The sequence below is a fragment of the Fructobacillus sp. ChS1-6f1-1-27 genome (genome assembly GCF_059579415.1).
This window is the reverse complement of sequence record NZ_JCAOER010000007.1, coordinates 33,022-47,701: the sequence shown is the minus strand read 5'-3', so window position 1 is coordinate 47,701 and position 14,680 is coordinate 33,022. Positions and strand designations below refer to the sequence as shown.

The window sequence follows — 14,680 nt, the reverse complement described above, 5'->3', positions numbered from 1 at the left end:
GTATGATAATCCTGGAAAATGACAAGTTAAAGGTTGAAATCAGTGAACACGGTGCGGAACTGATTTCTGCTTGGAATAAGGAAGCGGAACTAGAGTACATTTGGTACGGTGATCCCATGTATTGGGGCCGTCATGCGCCTAACCTTTTCCCCATCGTTGGTCGGTTGCAAGGGGACCAATACCAATTAGCCGGTCAGACTTATTATATGAACCAGCACGGTTTTGCCCGGAATATGGACTTTACTGTCATCAGTCAGCAAGACGATGCTGTTCGGCTACGATTGGAAGATTCGGAGTCAACACGACGGATTTATCCGTTTGCTTTTTCCTTTGACGTGGTCTTTACGGTGGTTGGGACTGAATTAAAGGTTGATTACATCGTGAAAAATCCGGCTGAACAAGAATCATTATTCTTCTCAGTTGGAGGCCACCCGGCCTTTAACCTGCCGCTTGATGGTGGGAAATTCTCGGACTACTACTTGTCTGTGACCCCAGAAAAGGTTTATGACCGGATTCGTTTGGTTGGTCCTTACTCCAACCCGAACGTACCAATTCCGTTTAACTCCAATATTCCACTCCGTTTGCGCCAAGAAGACTACCATGATGATGCGATTATCCTGAAGTTGGACCGGCAAAAGACGAGTTTCTTGCTGGCAAGGTTGGCCAACCAGCACGGCATGGAAATGATCGTTGAAAATGCCCAGTTTGTCGGTATTTGGACACCCGCTGGAAAAGACGCACCTTTTATTGCGGTTGAACCCTGGTGGGGAATTGCCGATACAGTTGATTCCAGTGGTAACTTTAAGGAAAAGTTTGGTGTCAACGTTTTGGCTGCCGGTGATACTTTCCGTGGCTCTTATGCGATGAACTTCTTTTAAACAGGTAAATAAGAACTTGAAAAGCCAGCTGGTTTCAGCTGGCTTTCGCAGTATTGATAGGATAAATAATGAAAATTACTGAGATTTTTGAACAGAAAAAAGCGATTGCTCAAGCAGCCTTAGCTGTCCCAATGGCTCTTGGACCAAATGATAAGTTTACCCCCTTCAAGAATATGTTGGACCAAAAGAACCCGGATGCCGTGGTTTGGCAGGCTGATGCGATTGTGGATGAATTTTCGAAAGAAGTTATTTGGTCACAAGTCAAAGATGGTGGAGCTCAGGCTGTTGATGAGCGGGACCTCTCGTCAATCAAAAAGGCTGAAATGAAGGCAGAGTTAGACCAGGCCTACCAGGAATTCTTAGGGAATTGGCCAGCGATCCATGAACAAGTTGTCCAAGAATTGGTTGATAATGCCTTGCAAACAGCGGGAGACCGACTGGTGCTGTTGGCTTATACAGGCCAGGAATTTGGTGGCCAAGGAGAATTGGCCCCCGCTGACCAGGCCTTCTTTTTAACGACTGCTTTAAAAGTATCTGGTGGCCGCTTTGCAGGGGTTTATCTGAACGACGGCTTGGATGAAAACTTACAGGAAAAGGTGACGGAAGCGGCTGCGGAAGTCGATGTACCAGTTATTGTGACTAAGACGGCAACTGACTTATCAGAAGAAGCCCTTCAAGCAGTCTTTGAAAAGGCCAGTGAGCAAAGTCCGGCAGTGGTTAACTTGGAAATTGCTAGTTCACTTTTGGCTGAGGTTGACTTGGCTGACATGGAACTTGTCTTCCATGGCTTGGCCGACCGTCAGGATGGACCAGCCTTTATCCTAACGATGACGGAGGCCTTGATGAAAGATCAGGTGGAAGCTTGGTTGGTTTTCCACTCTGCCTTGGTTACCCTGGCTTTGGGTGAAAATTGGCAGACGCCTTTGATTAGCTCGACGATTAGTGAATTAGGCTGGGCCTAACAAGAAGTTATTTGTGTGGTGGTAGGTTGGCAGAGACGTTGCCAACCTTGTCTGCCGACAAAGACCATGCTATAATAAAGGCAACCAACTGAGGTAGTATCTATCTACCTACCCAGCACCCGTTAGGGTGCTGTTTTTATTTGCAAATAAAAGAGCCCAGGTCAACGGTATTACCGCGAACCTGGGCCTTTTTAGAACTAAGTGTTAATTGTTATTGGGGTATTCAACTTTTAGGTAGTTAATTAACCCAGTCTTGATGTTTTTAGCAATTTTTTTCTGGTAACTAGTGCTTCGGATATAAGAGAAGTCCTTGTCATCATTGATAAACCCATTTTCAAGCAAGATTGCTGGTCGAGTGACGTCCTTAATCACTAGGTAGGCCATCGACTGGTAGCCCCGGTTTGTCAGTGGCATGTTGTTAAAGGAAGAATTCATCGCTTTAACCAGGTTAAGTGAGTTATCGTTGTAGTAGTACTGTGAAATACCAGAAGCAGAGTTATCCGATTCGGATGAATCAAAGTGGAAAGAAATCTGGGCATCGGCATCGTACTTTTCAGCCGTACGAGGAATGTACAGCAGTGGGATGACCTTATCAGTTGTCCGGGTCATCAAAACCCGGGTACCGGCTTTTTCAAGCAGTTTTTGCGTGATTTTGGCAGTTCTTAACGTATAAGTCTTTTCGTAATGCTTGTTATCAGTTGAAATCGCCCCAGTATCAGAACCCCCGTGACCGGGGTCCAAAACAATTGTGGCTTCTGATAGTTCGGTAGCAGTCTTTAAGTGAGTATTGTTAGCAACCCAGGAGGCGACCCAGCCAAGGCGCTGATTATTGCCACGTTTAACTTCCCACCAACCATTATTCTTTTTAACAACGGTTAGTTTAGTACCGGAGGAAAGGGTGGTAATTTTTTTGTAACTAAGTCCAGGGCCGGTCCGAAGAGCGACGTTATTTGGACGGGTTGTCAGCTGGTTTTGCTGGGCCAGTGACGAGATTAGGACAAAGGTGGCGAAGGTGAAGACTGCCAACATGATTGCCCCAATTTTGTTTGTTTTTATCCAATTAATCCAAGTGAACATGTAAAGGGCCTAATTTCTTATACTTCTGTTTATTTTAGCACGATTAGATGAGAAAATTTCGTTCTTTTTCAGTATAATGAACTGTATGAAACAATTTCGAGTAGAAAACCTAACATCAGTTTATGGTGAAAAAGTTCTTTTTGATGACTTAGCATTTCTAATTAGTCAAGGTGACCGGGTTGGTTTGGTTGGTGTTAACGGGTCTGGAAAGACAACCTTGTTAAATGCACTATCCGGCAAGCAACCTGCTGACCACGGACAAATTACGACCCAAAATGATTACCGGATTGGCTTTTTGGAACAAGAACCGGACTTAGCTGGGCACTTACAAGTTTTAGATGCAATTTATGCTGGTGACCAGCCTGTCTTTCAAACTATCCGTGCCTACCAGGATGCCTTAGATTTTTTAGCTACAGAACCAGAAAGCCAAAAGGCAGCTGACCGGTTCGAAAAAGCTCAAGCGGCAATGGACCGTGACGATGCTTGGACTATTGAGGCTCAAATTAAGACTATTTTAACGCAGTTACATTTAACGAATTTAAAACAAAATGTAGCTGATTTGTCAGGTGGACAGAAAAAGCGGGTTGGTTTAGCCCAGGTTTTAATTCAAGAGCCAGATTTGTTAATTTTAGACGAACCGACCAACCACTTGGACTTTGATTCAATTGCCTGGCTGGAAAAATACTTGGCTAAGTTCCAGGGGGCCTTACTGACAGTGACCCACGACCGGTATTTCTTAGACCGGGTAACCAACCGCATCTTTGAATTATCTTTTGGTAAACTCTACGAGTACCAAGGAAACTATCAAGACTATCTGACCGGTAAAGCAACCCGGCAGGAAATCGAAGCAGCAGCGGAACACAAGCGCGAAAAGCTTTATGAAAAAGAAAAAGTTTGGATGAATAAGTCCGCCCGGGCAAGAACGACTAAGCAAAAGGGTCGGGAAAAGGCTTTTGCTAAATTGGAAGACTCGCTTGGTAATGTTCAAGTGGACCAAGATGTCGAGGTCTCATTAGGACAGCAACGTTTGGGTAAGAAAGTGATCGAACTGAAGGATGCGACCCTATCTTTTGGGGACCAGGTCATTTTTAAGAACCTATCATTGTTGTTTGGCCAGCGTGACCGGATTGGCATTACGGGGCCAAATGGGGTTGGAAAATCATCTCTTTTGAACGTCTTAGCTGGTAAAGTCCCATTGACTGATGGTGTGCTGACAGTCGGTGAGACTGTTCGCTTGGGTTACTACACGCAAGTAACAGAAGATATTCCGTCCGACAAGCGAGTTATTGAGTATTTGACAGATGTTGCCAGCTCGGTGAAGGACCAAAACGGAGACTTGATTACGGCGAAGGACTTGTTAGAGCAGTTCTTATTCCCATCATTTATGCACGGTACTTTGGTCCGTAAGCTTTCGGGTGGTGAAAAGCGGCGGTTGTACTTGCTGAAAATTTTATTGCAAGAACCAAACGTTTTGCTCTTAGATGAGCCAACCAACGACTTAGATATCGGGACTTTAACCGTCTTAGAAGACTTCTTGGCCCGTTTTGCTGGAACGGTCGTAACGGTTTCGCACGACCGGTACTTCCTGGACCAGGTGGCTGATTATGGCTACTACTTGGCTGGTAATGGCGAAGTTGACCGCTATAATGGTGCTTTTTCTGCTTACTTGGATGATCACATCCTAGCTGAAGGTAATAGCGAGGCTAAAACTGACAAAAAGCCAAAAACGAGTGATTCGAAGGCTGATACCAAGGATGAAAAGTCTAAAAAGCGTAAGCTCACTTATAAAGAACGGCAAGAATGGGACACGATTGAAGATGACATCAGTGCCTTGGAAGAACGAGTCGGCCAATTAGAAGCAGCTTTAAGTCAGACAGGGGCTGACTACCAAAAGGCGGCTGAGATTCAAGCAAACCTGGACCAGGCCAACCAAGACCTTGAAGCAAAAATGAACCACTGGGAAGAACTTAGTGAGATTGTGGAAGGACAGGGCTAAACCCTGTCCTTTTGAATTTGATTAGTCAAGGGTAAGACCTTGGATGTTTAATTAATCGAATTAATAACGAAAAGTGACCAAATTGGTCGCTTTTTTTGTAAGAAATTCTCTTTCTCTTCGTCTAATCGAATAAAGGAGAAAGAAAATGACATTCCAACAATTCTTACTAGCACTGCATTTGACCAAGGGGATCGGTAAGGCCAAGGAAAGCCAATTAATCCGGTTCTTTAACCAGCAAGTTGATTTAAACCAGGAAGGGACTTATCCCTGGCCGTTTTTAACCCTAGCCCTGGTTTTAGAACTAAACCCTGATAGTTTTTCATACCAGCAAATTGAGGTGTCCTATGACAAAGCAACCAACCAAGCGCTGGCTTACCAAGGCAATTACCTGACTTACTTTGACCAAGAATACCCAGAGAGCCTACGGCAAATTTTTCAACCACCGTTAGTTTTATTTTATGAGGGGGACTTACGGGCTTTACAGCTACCAAATGTAGCGATCGTTGGCACGCGGCAAGCAACACCCTATGCCTTAGATTGCTTACGGTTCTTAGTTCCAGACCTCGTTCAAGCCGGTATTGCGGTTGTATCTGGCCTTGCTAAGGGGGTCGATGTGATGGCACACCAATTAACCTTTGCTAATGGTGGTGTTCCGGTGGGAGTGATTGGGACTGGGTTAAATCGGGCATATCCAAGTAACCACCATTTTTTACAAAGGCAAGTAGCTGACCAGGGATTATTGCTATCGGAATACCAGCATAATGAACCACCGTTAAGAGGTCACTTCCCAGACCGGAACCGGATTATTGCTGGGTTAACCTCAGCTGTGGTTGTAATTGAGGCCAAACGCCGATCTGGTTCTTTAATTACGGCTAATATTGCTTTGCAAGAAAACCGGCAGGTTTTAGCAGTGCCAGGACGAATTAATGAATTGAGTTCAGCAGGGACAAACGATTTAATTCAGGCAGGGGCTTTGCCAGTTTTGACTAGCAGTGATATTATTAAAGCCGTGAGAAAGTTACCATGAAATTTGGCCTATTATAGTAGGAAAGTCTTGCAAAAGTTTAAAGTCTTTTGTTAACATGGTAAGGTTAATCTAACGATTGTTTGTTTTGTGCCGCCTTTAACGTCGGTTTTACTTAGGTAATTTAAACTGCAAAGCAACGAAAAAGATGGAGAAGATACGTTGGTAGAAGCAAAAACCAAGAAAAAAACAACTCGGAAGAAAACGAGTAAGACAAAGACTAATAAAAAATTGGTGATTGTCGAAAGTCCGTCAAAGGCTAAGACAATTGAAAAGTACTTAGGTTCCACTTACCAAGTTGTGGCTTCAATCGGTCACGTCCGTGACTTGCCAAAGTCAACTTTGGGTGTTGATGTTGAAGAAGACTACCAGCCAAAGTACATTAATATCCGTGGGAAAGGTCCGGTTATTAAGGACTTAAAGAAGGCTGCCAAGGCTGCTAAACAAGTTTATCTCGCATCCGATCCGGATCGCGAAGGAGAAGCGATTGCCTGGCACTTGCAGTATATTTTAGACTTAGATCCAGAGCAAAAGAACCGAGTGGTCTTTAACGAAATTACAAAGGACACGGTTAAAAACGCTTTTAAGGAACCTCGGACCATTAACCAGGACTTGGTTGATGCCCAACAGGCTCGTCGGATTATCGATCGCTTAGTTGGTTATTCGATTTCACCAGTTTTGTGGAAGACAGTTAAGCGTGGTTTGTCAGCTGGTCGGGTGCAATCGGTTGCCTTAGGGTTAATCATTGCCCGTGAACGCGAAATTCAAGCTTTCCAGCCAGAAGAATATTGGACGATTGATTCTGAATTTAAAAAGGGTAAGTCCAAGTTTAAGGCCAACTTCTATGGCTTTGATAACAAGAAGCAGGCTTTGCCAGATAATGATGCCGTCCAAGGCGTCCTGGCTGACTTAGATAAGTCCAAGCCATTTACCGTAACTTCTGTTAAGGCCAAAGAACGTAAGCGCCAACCACAGGCACCATTTACGACCTCAACCATGCAACAGGTGGCCAACACTCAGTTAAAGTTCCGGACAAGAAAGACGATGATGACTGCCCAGCAGTTGTATGAAGGCATTAACTTAGGACGGGGACTCGGTCAGGTTGGGTTAATTACCTATATGCGTACGGATTCAACACGGCTATCATCAGTCGCTAAGAATGCGGCTGCCCAGTACATCCATGATGAATGGGGAGAAGAGTATTCTCGCCATAAGCCTGTAGCTGGGACACCGCAAGAAGGGGCCCAAGATGCCCACGAAGCCATCCGCCCAACGGATGTCACTCGGGCTCCTGCTTCAATCAAGGATAAATTAACCCCTGACCAGTTTAAGTTGTATTCATTAATTTGGTCACGGTTTGTCGCATCCTTGATGACTCCTGAAGTCTTGGATACGATGGCAGTAACAGTGGAACAAAACGGCGTCTTGTTCCATGCTAATGGGTCAAAGACAAAGTTCCCAGGGTTCACGAAGGCTTACCCAGCTGCTAAGGAAAAGGACAATGTTTTGCCTGACCTAACAGAAGGCGATGAAGTCAACTTAGCCAAGATGGACCCAGAACAGCACTTTACGATGCCACCTGCCCGGTATTCTGAAGCGGCCTTGATTCGGGCTTTGGAAGAAAATGGGGTTGGTCGGCCATCAACTTATGCGCCAACCTTGGATACTATTCAACGCCGGAACTATGTCCGGATTGATGCCCGTAAGTTTGTGCCAACGGAATTAGGTGAAATTGTCCAAAATATTGTGGAAGATAAGTTCCCCGATATTACAGATACGAAGTTTACCGCCCAGGTTGAACACTCTTTGGATGACATTGAAGTCGGTGAAAAAGAATGGGTGCCAGTAGTTGATAGCTTCTATAAGCCATTTTCAAAAGAAGTTGAAAGTGCTGAAAAGACGCTGGAAAAGATTACGATGCACGATGAGTTGGCGGGGATGGACTGTGAGGTCTGTGGTGCGCCAATGGTTGTCAAGATGGGCCGCTATGGTAAGTTTTATGCTTGCTCTCGTTTCCCGGATTGTCGAAATACGAAGGCGATTGTACAAGAAATTGGCATTCCTTGTCCAAAGTGTGGCAAGGGTCAAGTTGTTGAACGCAAGACCAAGCGGGGTCGGAAGTTTTACGGTTGTTCTCGCTACCCTGAATGTGACTTTGTTTCTTGGGACAAGCCAAAGGCTGAAAACGAAGACAAAGAAAAGTCTGACAAGAAAAAAGAAGCCGCTACTAGTAAGTAAGGTTATTTAAAAAAGGGGGCTTATTCAGCCGCCTTTTTTATTAAGAGGAGAAAAGTTAATGCCAGAAGAAGGCGTATTAAAAGTACTAACAATTGCCGGATCTGACTCACTGTCTGGTGGGGGATTGCAGGCTGACCTTGCAACTTTTGCGAGTGCCGGGCTAGCTGGATTTTCCGCTATTACTAGTATTGTTTCAGTGATGGAGGATGACGTGAGGATTGGCCCGGTCCCAACCACTGTTTTTCAGGATGAATTGGCGTCTTTGAAGCAAGTGAAGGATTGGGCCGCTATAAAGGTTGGCTTTCTTGCATCAGTTGACCAAGTCGACTTAGTGGCTGATTTCTTAACCGATTATCAGGGACCAATCGTGGTTGACCCGGTTTTGTCTTTTAAAGAGGGCGGTCTTGTCCAAGATGAAACGATTATGGCTGCTTACCGGGAAAAGTTGCTGCCACTAGCGACGGTTGTGACACCGAATTTGAAAGAGGGACTGGCCTTGGCTGGGCGGTCTGCTGACCAACTAATTCAAGATGAGCGGACCTTAACGTCGGTGGCTGAAGATTTGTTTAAAAGTTATCAGGCCAATATCTTTTTAAAGGGTGGATCAGGAATTATTGCCGGTCAAACATTGGATTTATTAGTGACAAAAGATGGTACTCAGCCTTTGCCACTAAGAGACTTAGGTGAAGCGGCCATGGTTAATGGCGCCGGTTGTACGACTGCTGCTGCGATTGCTGGGCACTTGGCAATGGGCCGAGACCTGCAGGCAGCCGTTTATCGCAGCCAATGGTTTGTTCATGAAAGTATTGAAAGTGGCTACCACATTAATGCTAACCGGTCAGATGGCAATGTTTTTCAGGCGGGCCATGAATTTTAATTAGCAGTAAACAAAAAAGAGACTTAGCTTTTTAAGCTGAGTCTCTTTTGCTATTGAAATAAAATTGTTTAGCCCTTACCACCTTGGAACGAGGGGTAGAGTTTCATGCCGCCATCAACGAAGAGGGTTTCACCAGTAACATACTTAGATTCTGTTGAGGCTAACCAAGCGGCCGCAGAGGCAACGTCTTCAGGGTCACCAATCTTTTGCATTGGAATCATTGATTGGGTTTCCTTGTATTGTTTTGGATCAGCAAATTTTTTGGCGTTGATCGGTGTGTTAATTGCTCCAGGAGCAATCGCGTTAATTCGGATATTTTCAGGGGCGTATTCCATCGCCGTTGTTTCAGTAAAGAGTTTCATGCCACCCTTTGCACTGGCATAAGAGGCAAATGTTGGCCAAGGAATTTGTTGGTGGACAGAGGACATGTTGATGATGTTGCCGGCCTGTCCCTTATCCAACCAGTACTTGATAGCGGCCTTAGCACCTAAGAAGACGCCAGTCAAATTAATGTTCAAGACCTTGTTCCATTCATCAAGTGAAATTTCATGGGTAGGGCGTTGAATTTCCATTCCAGCGTTGTTAACCCAAATATCCATGCCACCAAAGTTATCCAAGGCAGCTTGCAAAAGCGCCTCGATTCCTTCTTCTTTGGAAACATCTGCTTGGACGGCGACGGCGTCGCCACCATTTTTCTTAATTGCTTCGACAGCCTTATCAGCGCCAGCTTGGTCGGAGTGGTAATTAATCACGACATTCATTTTTTCTTGGGCGAAGCGTAGGGCAATCGCATTACCAATTCCCTTCGAACCACCGGTGATAACTGCTACTTTTGTTTTTAAATCTTGGTACATAAAGTTCCTCCTAATAAAAAACAGCGAACGGTTAATTCGCTGTCTACTCTAAACTTTTTTTAATTAACAAGCAAACTTACTTGATTTGCTTGCGGTATTGAACGGCTGTTAAGCCGACTTGCTGCTTGAAAACGGTATTGAAGTAAGAAAGGTTTGGAATACCAACCTTTAAACCAACTAAAGCAACGGAGTCCTTGGTTTCACGTAAAAGCTTCTTAGCATGGAACATCCGAACTCGAAGTAAGTAGTTTTGGGGGCTTTCTTGAGCAATGGTCATAAAGGCCCGGTGCAAGATACCAGAAGAAATATCAAAGTCTTCACTAAGCGATTCCAAAGTGATCCGTTTCTTGTACTCACTTGATAGGTATTCTTTGACCTTGAAGACTAAGTCGGCCCTTTCGGATAATTCACCGAAGGGGTGGCAGTCTTCGCAGGGAACGTAGCCTTCAAATAGAGCTTCGTCGTTGGTTTTGAAAATTTGAATATTTTCCGGAGCCACATCATCTTCTCGAAGGCAAGAAGGGCAGCAAACTCGTTTGTCAGATACGACTCCGTAAATGAAGTCGCCATCGAACTCCATATCATTATCGTGGATGGCTTGCCAGCGCTTTTTAGTTAATGAATACATCAGCGACCTCCTGTTAGAATAAATATAATTTAATATAAATCATTAAAAATCTGCTAGTACAATCATACCATGAATTGGTCTATTCGACTATTACTCTCTTTTTACGATGGAAACACTTTTGTAATTTCTACTGAATTTTAGTAAAATATTAGGTAAGAAAACGCTGAAAATAGCGGTAAGTGAGGCAGTTGATTTGATCAATTATGCAGAAGAAATGTTGGCGGCAATCCGTCTGGGCCAATTGGACCAGGCCAAAAAGGCTTTTGACCAATCATTAAAGGAAGATGACGATGACTTGGTCTACTCATTAGCAGAAGACTTGTATGCGATGGGCTTTGTCGAAGAATCAAAGGTAGCTTACCTGCATTTGGCAGAAAAGTTTCCAGAAGAAGGGCAGCTACAAACGGCTTTAGCTGAACTGGCAATTGAGGAAAATAACTTGGACGAGGCCCAGGAATACTTGGCCAACATCACGCCCGATTCACCGGCCTACTTGGAATCTTTGATGGTCAAGGCTGACTTGTACCAGTCAGAAGGAATTACTGAATCAGCCGAACATGCTTTATTGGAAGCGCAGAACCTAGCCCCCGCTGAGCCAGTGGTTCAGTTTGCTTTAGCGGAATTTTACTTTTCAACTGGTGAATACCACCAAGCAATCAAGCTTTACCGGAACTTGCTTTTGCAAGGAGAACGTAAGATTGCTAAGGTTGATATGGCAGCCCGGATTGGGACGGCCTATGCGGCAATTGGCAACGTTGAAAATGCGATTGCTTACCTTGAACAAATTAAGTCAATCGACTTGACGATTGATACCAAGTTCCAACTAGCCTTCTTGTACGCTGAAAATAAGGATGATGACCAAGCCTTGCCGCTGTACCAAGAAATTTTAGACCAAGACCCTCAGTATACTTCGGTCTACCCATTATTGGGCCAGTTATATGAACGGATTAGTGATCAATCAAAGGCCTTTAAAACCTACCAAGAGGGCTTGTCTTATGACCAAACCAACCCGGTCTTGTACCGGTTGGCAGCTAACTTAGCCTTCCAGCTTGGTGATGATGGTCAGTCCAAGGAATATTATTTGAACGCCTTGGACTTAGATGACCAAGAAATTTCAACTTATACCGGCTTAGCTGATTTGTACTTAGCCCAGCATGACTATAACCAAGTGATTGAAACAGTTACGGCAGCCAATGATAAGGACTTAGTTGATCCGAAATTTAATTGGGATATGGCCCGGGCTTACCATGCCAAAGAAGACTTTGAGAAAGCGAGCTCTTACTGGGCTAACGCCGCTAAAGATTATCCGGCTGACCCTGATTTTTGGCATGACTATGCTGATTGGTTCCACGAAGTCGGTAAGCGGGAGGAAGAGCAGGTTGCCTTGGAAAAGGCTGTTGACTTGGACCCTGATAACTTCGAATTAGCAGACCGGCTAGCCGATTTGTCCCTAGACGATTAAACCACTGCTTTTCACTAGGTGAAAGCCGTGCAAATCAGGTTAAAAATTGCTAATATTAAGTTAGGCAGTTTTTTTTAGAAACGGGGGAGTGGAAATGACCACAAGCCAACAATTTTTGACCCTACCAGAAGAACTGGTAGCGGCCAAGCCAATTCTAAAGCAGATTAATCAAGCCGGCTTCCAGGCTTATTTTGTTGGCGGTTGTGTCCGTGACATGGTATTACAAAAGCCCTTGCATGATGTTGATATTGCTTCATCTGCTTACCCAGAAGAGATCAAAAAGATTTTCAAGAAGACGGTTGATACCGGTATTCAGCATGGGACAGTGATGGTCTTAGACCATGGCGAAGGCTACGAAATCACCACTTTCCGGACAGAATCAACTTATACGGACTTTCGCCGGCCGGACCAAGTGACCTTTGTGCGGTCTTTATCAGAAGATTTAAAGCGACGTGATTTCACCATTAATGCTTTTGCCTTAAAAGAGGACGGTCAGATTGTCGATTACTTTGACGGGATGACTGATTTAAAGAACCGGGAAATCCGAGCAGTTGGCGTGGCCGAAGAACGGTTTACTGAGGACGCTTTACGAATGATGCGGGCTTTGCGGTTTGCCGCTCAGTTAGACTTTAAAATTGAGGAGCAAACCTTTTTGGCCTTGGTCAAATTGGGTCCTAATTTGGCAAAAATTGCCGTCGAGCGGGTCCGAGTTGAATTTGAAAAAATGATGGCTGGTCAGGCGGCTAGTCAGGCATTGCTTGACCTAGTTCAGGCGAAGTTGTTACCCTACTTTCCTGGCAAAAAGGGCTTGGTAACTGATGAGTATCTGTCTCGGTTAGCAGACCAGGTTAAAAACCAGCAACCTAGCAATGAAAAGGTGACTTGGGCCTTGTACTTGGGACAATTAGGGTTGGATGCTGGCCAGTTATCACAAGAACTGCGAGCTTGGAAGTTATCAAAAGATGTGATGCAAACGGCTCTTGCCTTAGCACCAATCATTGAACAAGCTGGCCAGGTGGATATCTTGACTATCTACCGAGAAAACCAAGACATTGAAACCTTACTGGAAGTTGGCCAATTAATTGGTTGGCCGGTTGACCGTTTGAAGACTTTAAAAGAAACTTACCAGGCTTTGCCAATTCACAGTAGTAAAGACTTGGCCCTTTCAGGTGGTGACTTAATTAAAGCCGGCCTGGCGCAACCAGGTCCGCAGCTTGGTAGCTTGTTAAAGAAAATTGAAGAAGCGGTGGCAACCAAACAGGTTGAAAATACGGATGCTTCGATTACCAACTTCGTAAAGGAGAACGATGGTGGCAACAATTAAAATGGTTTGGGCTGAAGATGACCGGCATGCAATTGGCAAAGATGGTGATTTGCCCTGGCATATTCCAGCTGATTTAAAGCACTTTAAGGAAGAGACCTTAAACTCAATGATGGTAATGGGTCGAACGACCTGGGAAGCGATTGGGCGACCATTGCCAAAACGGACGACAGTTGTGCTAACCCGGCAAACCGATTTTGACCCCGGCTTTGATGAGGTTTTGGTCGTTCATTCCTTAAAGGAACTAGAACGGTTAATTCACAATGAAGTTAATGCCGGTAAGCCGGTTAGTGTTGTCGGTGGCGCCCAAATTTATGCGGCCTTGTTACCATTGGCAACTGATTTGGAAATCACGAAGGTTCACGGAGACTTTGATGGCGATACCTTTGTTTTACCAGTTTCAACTAAGCATTTTAACTTGGTTAACCGAGTCGAACTTGAAGATTCTGGTTACCAATTAGAATTTTTGACCTATCAACGGATTGGGGGGAGAAAACCATGGCTAAAGTACAAATTGTAACGGATTCAGCGGCTAAATTAACACAGGCCGAAATTGACCAGTACGGTATCAAAATTGTGCCCTTGTCAGTCCAAATTGATGGCAAAATCTACCAGGATGGGGTCACCATCTCAGCTGAAGAATTTTTGAGTGAGATGGCAGCTAGCGATAATTTACCACAGACTTCGCAACCTGCAATCGGGGCCTTTAAGGAAGCTTACGATGCTTTTTACCAAGAAGACCCGGAAGCTAGTATTTTGTCTTTACATTTGTCATCGGGCCTGTCAGGAACCGTTAATGCTGCTGCGCAAGCAAATGCATTGACCAAGGCGGATGTGCATGCCTTTGATACCTTAGGAGCTGACCGGTCAGAAGCCTTTGTTGTCTTGGCGGCAGCCAAAGCAGCAGCTGCTGGGAAAGATTTAGAAGAAGTCATTAAGGCAGCAGAAAAAGCTCGTAATAACACTTACATCTATTTGTCGTTCCGGTCGCTTGATAACATGGTCGCCGGTGGTCGTTTATCAAAGACCCAGGGATTGATTGGTAATTTGCTAAATATCAAGGTTGGGGCTAAGGTAGACGAAGAAGGTAAGGTTGATGTCGTGACAAAAGGCCGTGGGATGAAGACCATTAAGGCCTATAACGATTATATTATTGAAACCATGAAGGGCTTTAAGAAGGTTACGTCCATTGGCGTAACTTATACAGATGTGACGGATGAGGCTGAAGCGATGGCCAAACGATTAAACGAGATTTGGCCAGACATTGATATCTTAATTTCAGTAGCAACGCCAATCATTTCAACCCACACCGGTAATGGTGCCCTAGCTGTTTTGTTTGAAGCAGAATAAGGGTTTTAGAAGA

General features: G+C 44.6%; 13 protein-coding genes. 10 read left to right on the top strand and 3 right to left on the bottom strand.

The annotated features are described in order from the left end of the window. Positions 1 to 2 precede the first annotated feature (2 nt). Together AC5162_RS04620 and AC5162_RS04615 are read left to right on the top strand one after the other, a co-directional pair. Positions 3 to 878, top strand: a complete 876-nt coding sequence (locus AC5162_RS04620; protein ID WP_496534084.1) for an aldose 1-epimerase family protein — start codon at positions 3 to 5, stop codon at positions 876 to 878. Between the two features lie 68 nt (positions 879 to 946). Continuing rightward, complete coding sequence (locus tag AC5162_RS04615; RefSeq protein WP_496534083.1) at positions 947 to 1,840, top strand: hypothetical protein; 894 nt, start codon at positions 947 to 949, stop codon at positions 1,838 to 1,840. Positions 1,841 to 2,044: 204 nt separating this feature from the next. On the opposite strand, the gene AC5162_RS04610 is transcribed toward AC5162_RS04615, so the two are convergent. Beyond that, positions 2,045 to 2,917 (bottom strand): N-acetylmuramoyl-L-alanine amidase family protein, encoded by an 873-nt coding sequence (locus tag AC5162_RS04610; protein WP_496534082.1) that lies wholly within the window; start codon positions 2,915 to 2,917, stop codon positions 2,045 to 2,047. A gap of 85 nt (positions 2,918 to 3,002) precedes the next feature. Here AC5162_RS04610 and abc-f point away from each other — a divergent pair, with 85 nt between their 5' ends. From abc-f to AC5162_RS04590, 4 genes are all read left to right on the top strand, one after another. Continuing rightward, positions 3,003 to 4,913 carry a ribosomal protection-like ABC-F family protein gene (gene abc-f, locus AC5162_RS04605; protein ID WP_496534081.1) on the top strand — a complete coding sequence of 637 codons (1,911 nt, stop codon included), beginning with the start codon at positions 3,003 to 3,005 and terminating at the stop codon, positions 4,911 to 4,913. 145 nt (positions 4,914 to 5,058) lie between these two features. Further along, positions 5,059 to 5,940 (top strand): DNA-processing protein DprA, encoded by an 882-nt coding sequence (gene dprA, locus AC5162_RS04600; RefSeq protein ID WP_496534080.1) that lies wholly within the window; start codon positions 5,059 to 5,061, stop codon positions 5,938 to 5,940. 159 nt (positions 5,941 to 6,099) lie between these two features. Beyond that, positions 6,100 to 8,175 carry a type I DNA topoisomerase gene (gene topA / locus AC5162_RS04595; RefSeq protein WP_496534079.1) on the top strand — a complete coding sequence of 692 codons (2,076 nt, stop codon included), beginning with the start codon at positions 6,100 to 6,102 and terminating at the stop codon, positions 8,173 to 8,175. A gap of 58 nt (positions 8,176 to 8,233) precedes the next feature. Beyond that, the gene (locus tag AC5162_RS04590) at positions 8,234 to 9,052 is read left to right on the top strand and encodes a hydroxymethylpyrimidine/phosphomethylpyrimidine kinase (RefSeq protein WP_496534078.1); all 819 of its coding nucleotides are present in this window, start codon (positions 8,234 to 8,236) and stop codon (positions 9,050 to 9,052) included. A 68-nt stretch (positions 9,053 to 9,120) separates the two neighbouring features. Here AC5162_RS04590 and AC5162_RS04585 read toward each other — a convergent pair whose 3' ends face one another. Further along, entirely contained in the window at positions 9,121 to 9,906 is a 786-nt protein-coding gene (locus AC5162_RS04585) for a glucose-1-dehydrogenase (RefSeq protein ID WP_496534077.1), read from the bottom strand. A gap of 76 nt (positions 9,907 to 9,982) precedes the next feature. Further along, positions 9,983 to 10,534, bottom strand: a complete 552-nt coding sequence (locus AC5162_RS04580; RefSeq protein ID WP_496534076.1) for an Ada metal-binding domain-containing protein — start codon at positions 10,532 to 10,534, stop codon at positions 9,983 to 9,985. Positions 10,535 to 10,727: 193 nt separating this feature from the next. Between AC5162_RS04580 and AC5162_RS04575 the strand changes: the two genes are divergently transcribed. From AC5162_RS04575 to AC5162_RS04560, 4 genes are all read left to right on the top strand, one after another. Continuing rightward, complete coding sequence (locus AC5162_RS04575) at positions 10,728 to 11,996, top strand: tetratricopeptide repeat protein (RefSeq protein WP_496534075.1); 1,269 nt, start codon at positions 10,728 to 10,730, stop codon at positions 11,994 to 11,996. Positions 11,997 to 12,090: 94 nt separating this feature from the next. Continuing rightward, on the top strand, positions 12,091 to 13,320 hold the full coding sequence (locus AC5162_RS04570) for a CCA tRNA nucleotidyltransferase (RefSeq protein WP_496534074.1): 1,230 nt from the start codon (positions 12,091 to 12,093) through the stop codon (positions 13,318 to 13,320). After that, complete coding sequence (locus AC5162_RS04565) at positions 13,307 to 13,837, top strand: dihydrofolate reductase (protein ID WP_496534073.1); 531 nt, start codon at positions 13,307 to 13,309, stop codon at positions 13,835 to 13,837. Before AC5162_RS04570 ends, AC5162_RS04565 begins: the two co-directional genes overlap by 14 nt. Beyond that, complete coding sequence (locus tag AC5162_RS04560) at positions 13,816 to 14,667, top strand: DegV family protein (protein WP_496534072.1); 852 nt, start codon at positions 13,816 to 13,818, stop codon at positions 14,665 to 14,667. The genes AC5162_RS04565 and AC5162_RS04560 overlap by 22 nt, the downstream gene beginning before the upstream one ends. Positions 14,668 to 14,680: the final 13 nt, after the last annotated feature.

Excerpts from the sequence above, each read along its gene's own strand:
- AC5162_RS04585 (WP_496534077.1), bottom strand. The coding sequence starts at position 9,906 with ATGTACCAAGATTTAAAAACAAAAGTAGCAGTTATCACCGGTGGTTCG.
- abc-f (WP_496534081.1), top strand. The coding sequence starts at position 3,003 with ATGAAACAATTTCGAGTAGAAAACCTAACATCAGTTTATGGTGAAAAA.
- AC5162_RS04590 (WP_496534078.1), top strand. The coding sequence starts at position 8,234 with ATGCCAGAAGAAGGCGTATTAAAAGTACTAACAATTGCCGGATCTGAC.
- AC5162_RS04610 (WP_496534082.1), bottom strand. The coding sequence starts at position 2,917 with ATGTTCACTTGGATTAATTGGATAAAAACAAACAAAATTGGGGCAATC.
- AC5162_RS04580 (WP_496534076.1), bottom strand. The coding sequence starts at position 10,534 with ATGTATTCATTAACTAAAAAGCGCTGGCAAGCCATCCACGATAATGAT.
- AC5162_RS04615 (WP_496534083.1), top strand. The coding sequence starts at position 947 with ATGAAAATTACTGAGATTTTTGAACAGAAAAAAGCGATTGCTCAAGCA.
- AC5162_RS04620 (WP_496534084.1), top strand. The coding sequence starts at position 3 with ATGATAATCCTGGAAAATGACAAGTTAAAGGTTGAAATCAGTGAACAC.
- dprA (WP_496534080.1), top strand. The coding sequence starts at position 5,059 with ATGACATTCCAACAATTCTTACTAGCACTGCATTTGACCAAGGGGATC.
- AC5162_RS04560 (WP_496534072.1), top strand. The coding sequence starts at position 13,816 with ATGGCTAAAGTACAAATTGTAACGGATTCAGCGGCTAAATTAACACAG.
- AC5162_RS04570 (WP_496534074.1), top strand. The coding sequence starts at position 12,091 with ATGACCACAAGCCAACAATTTTTGACCCTACCAGAAGAACTGGTAGCG.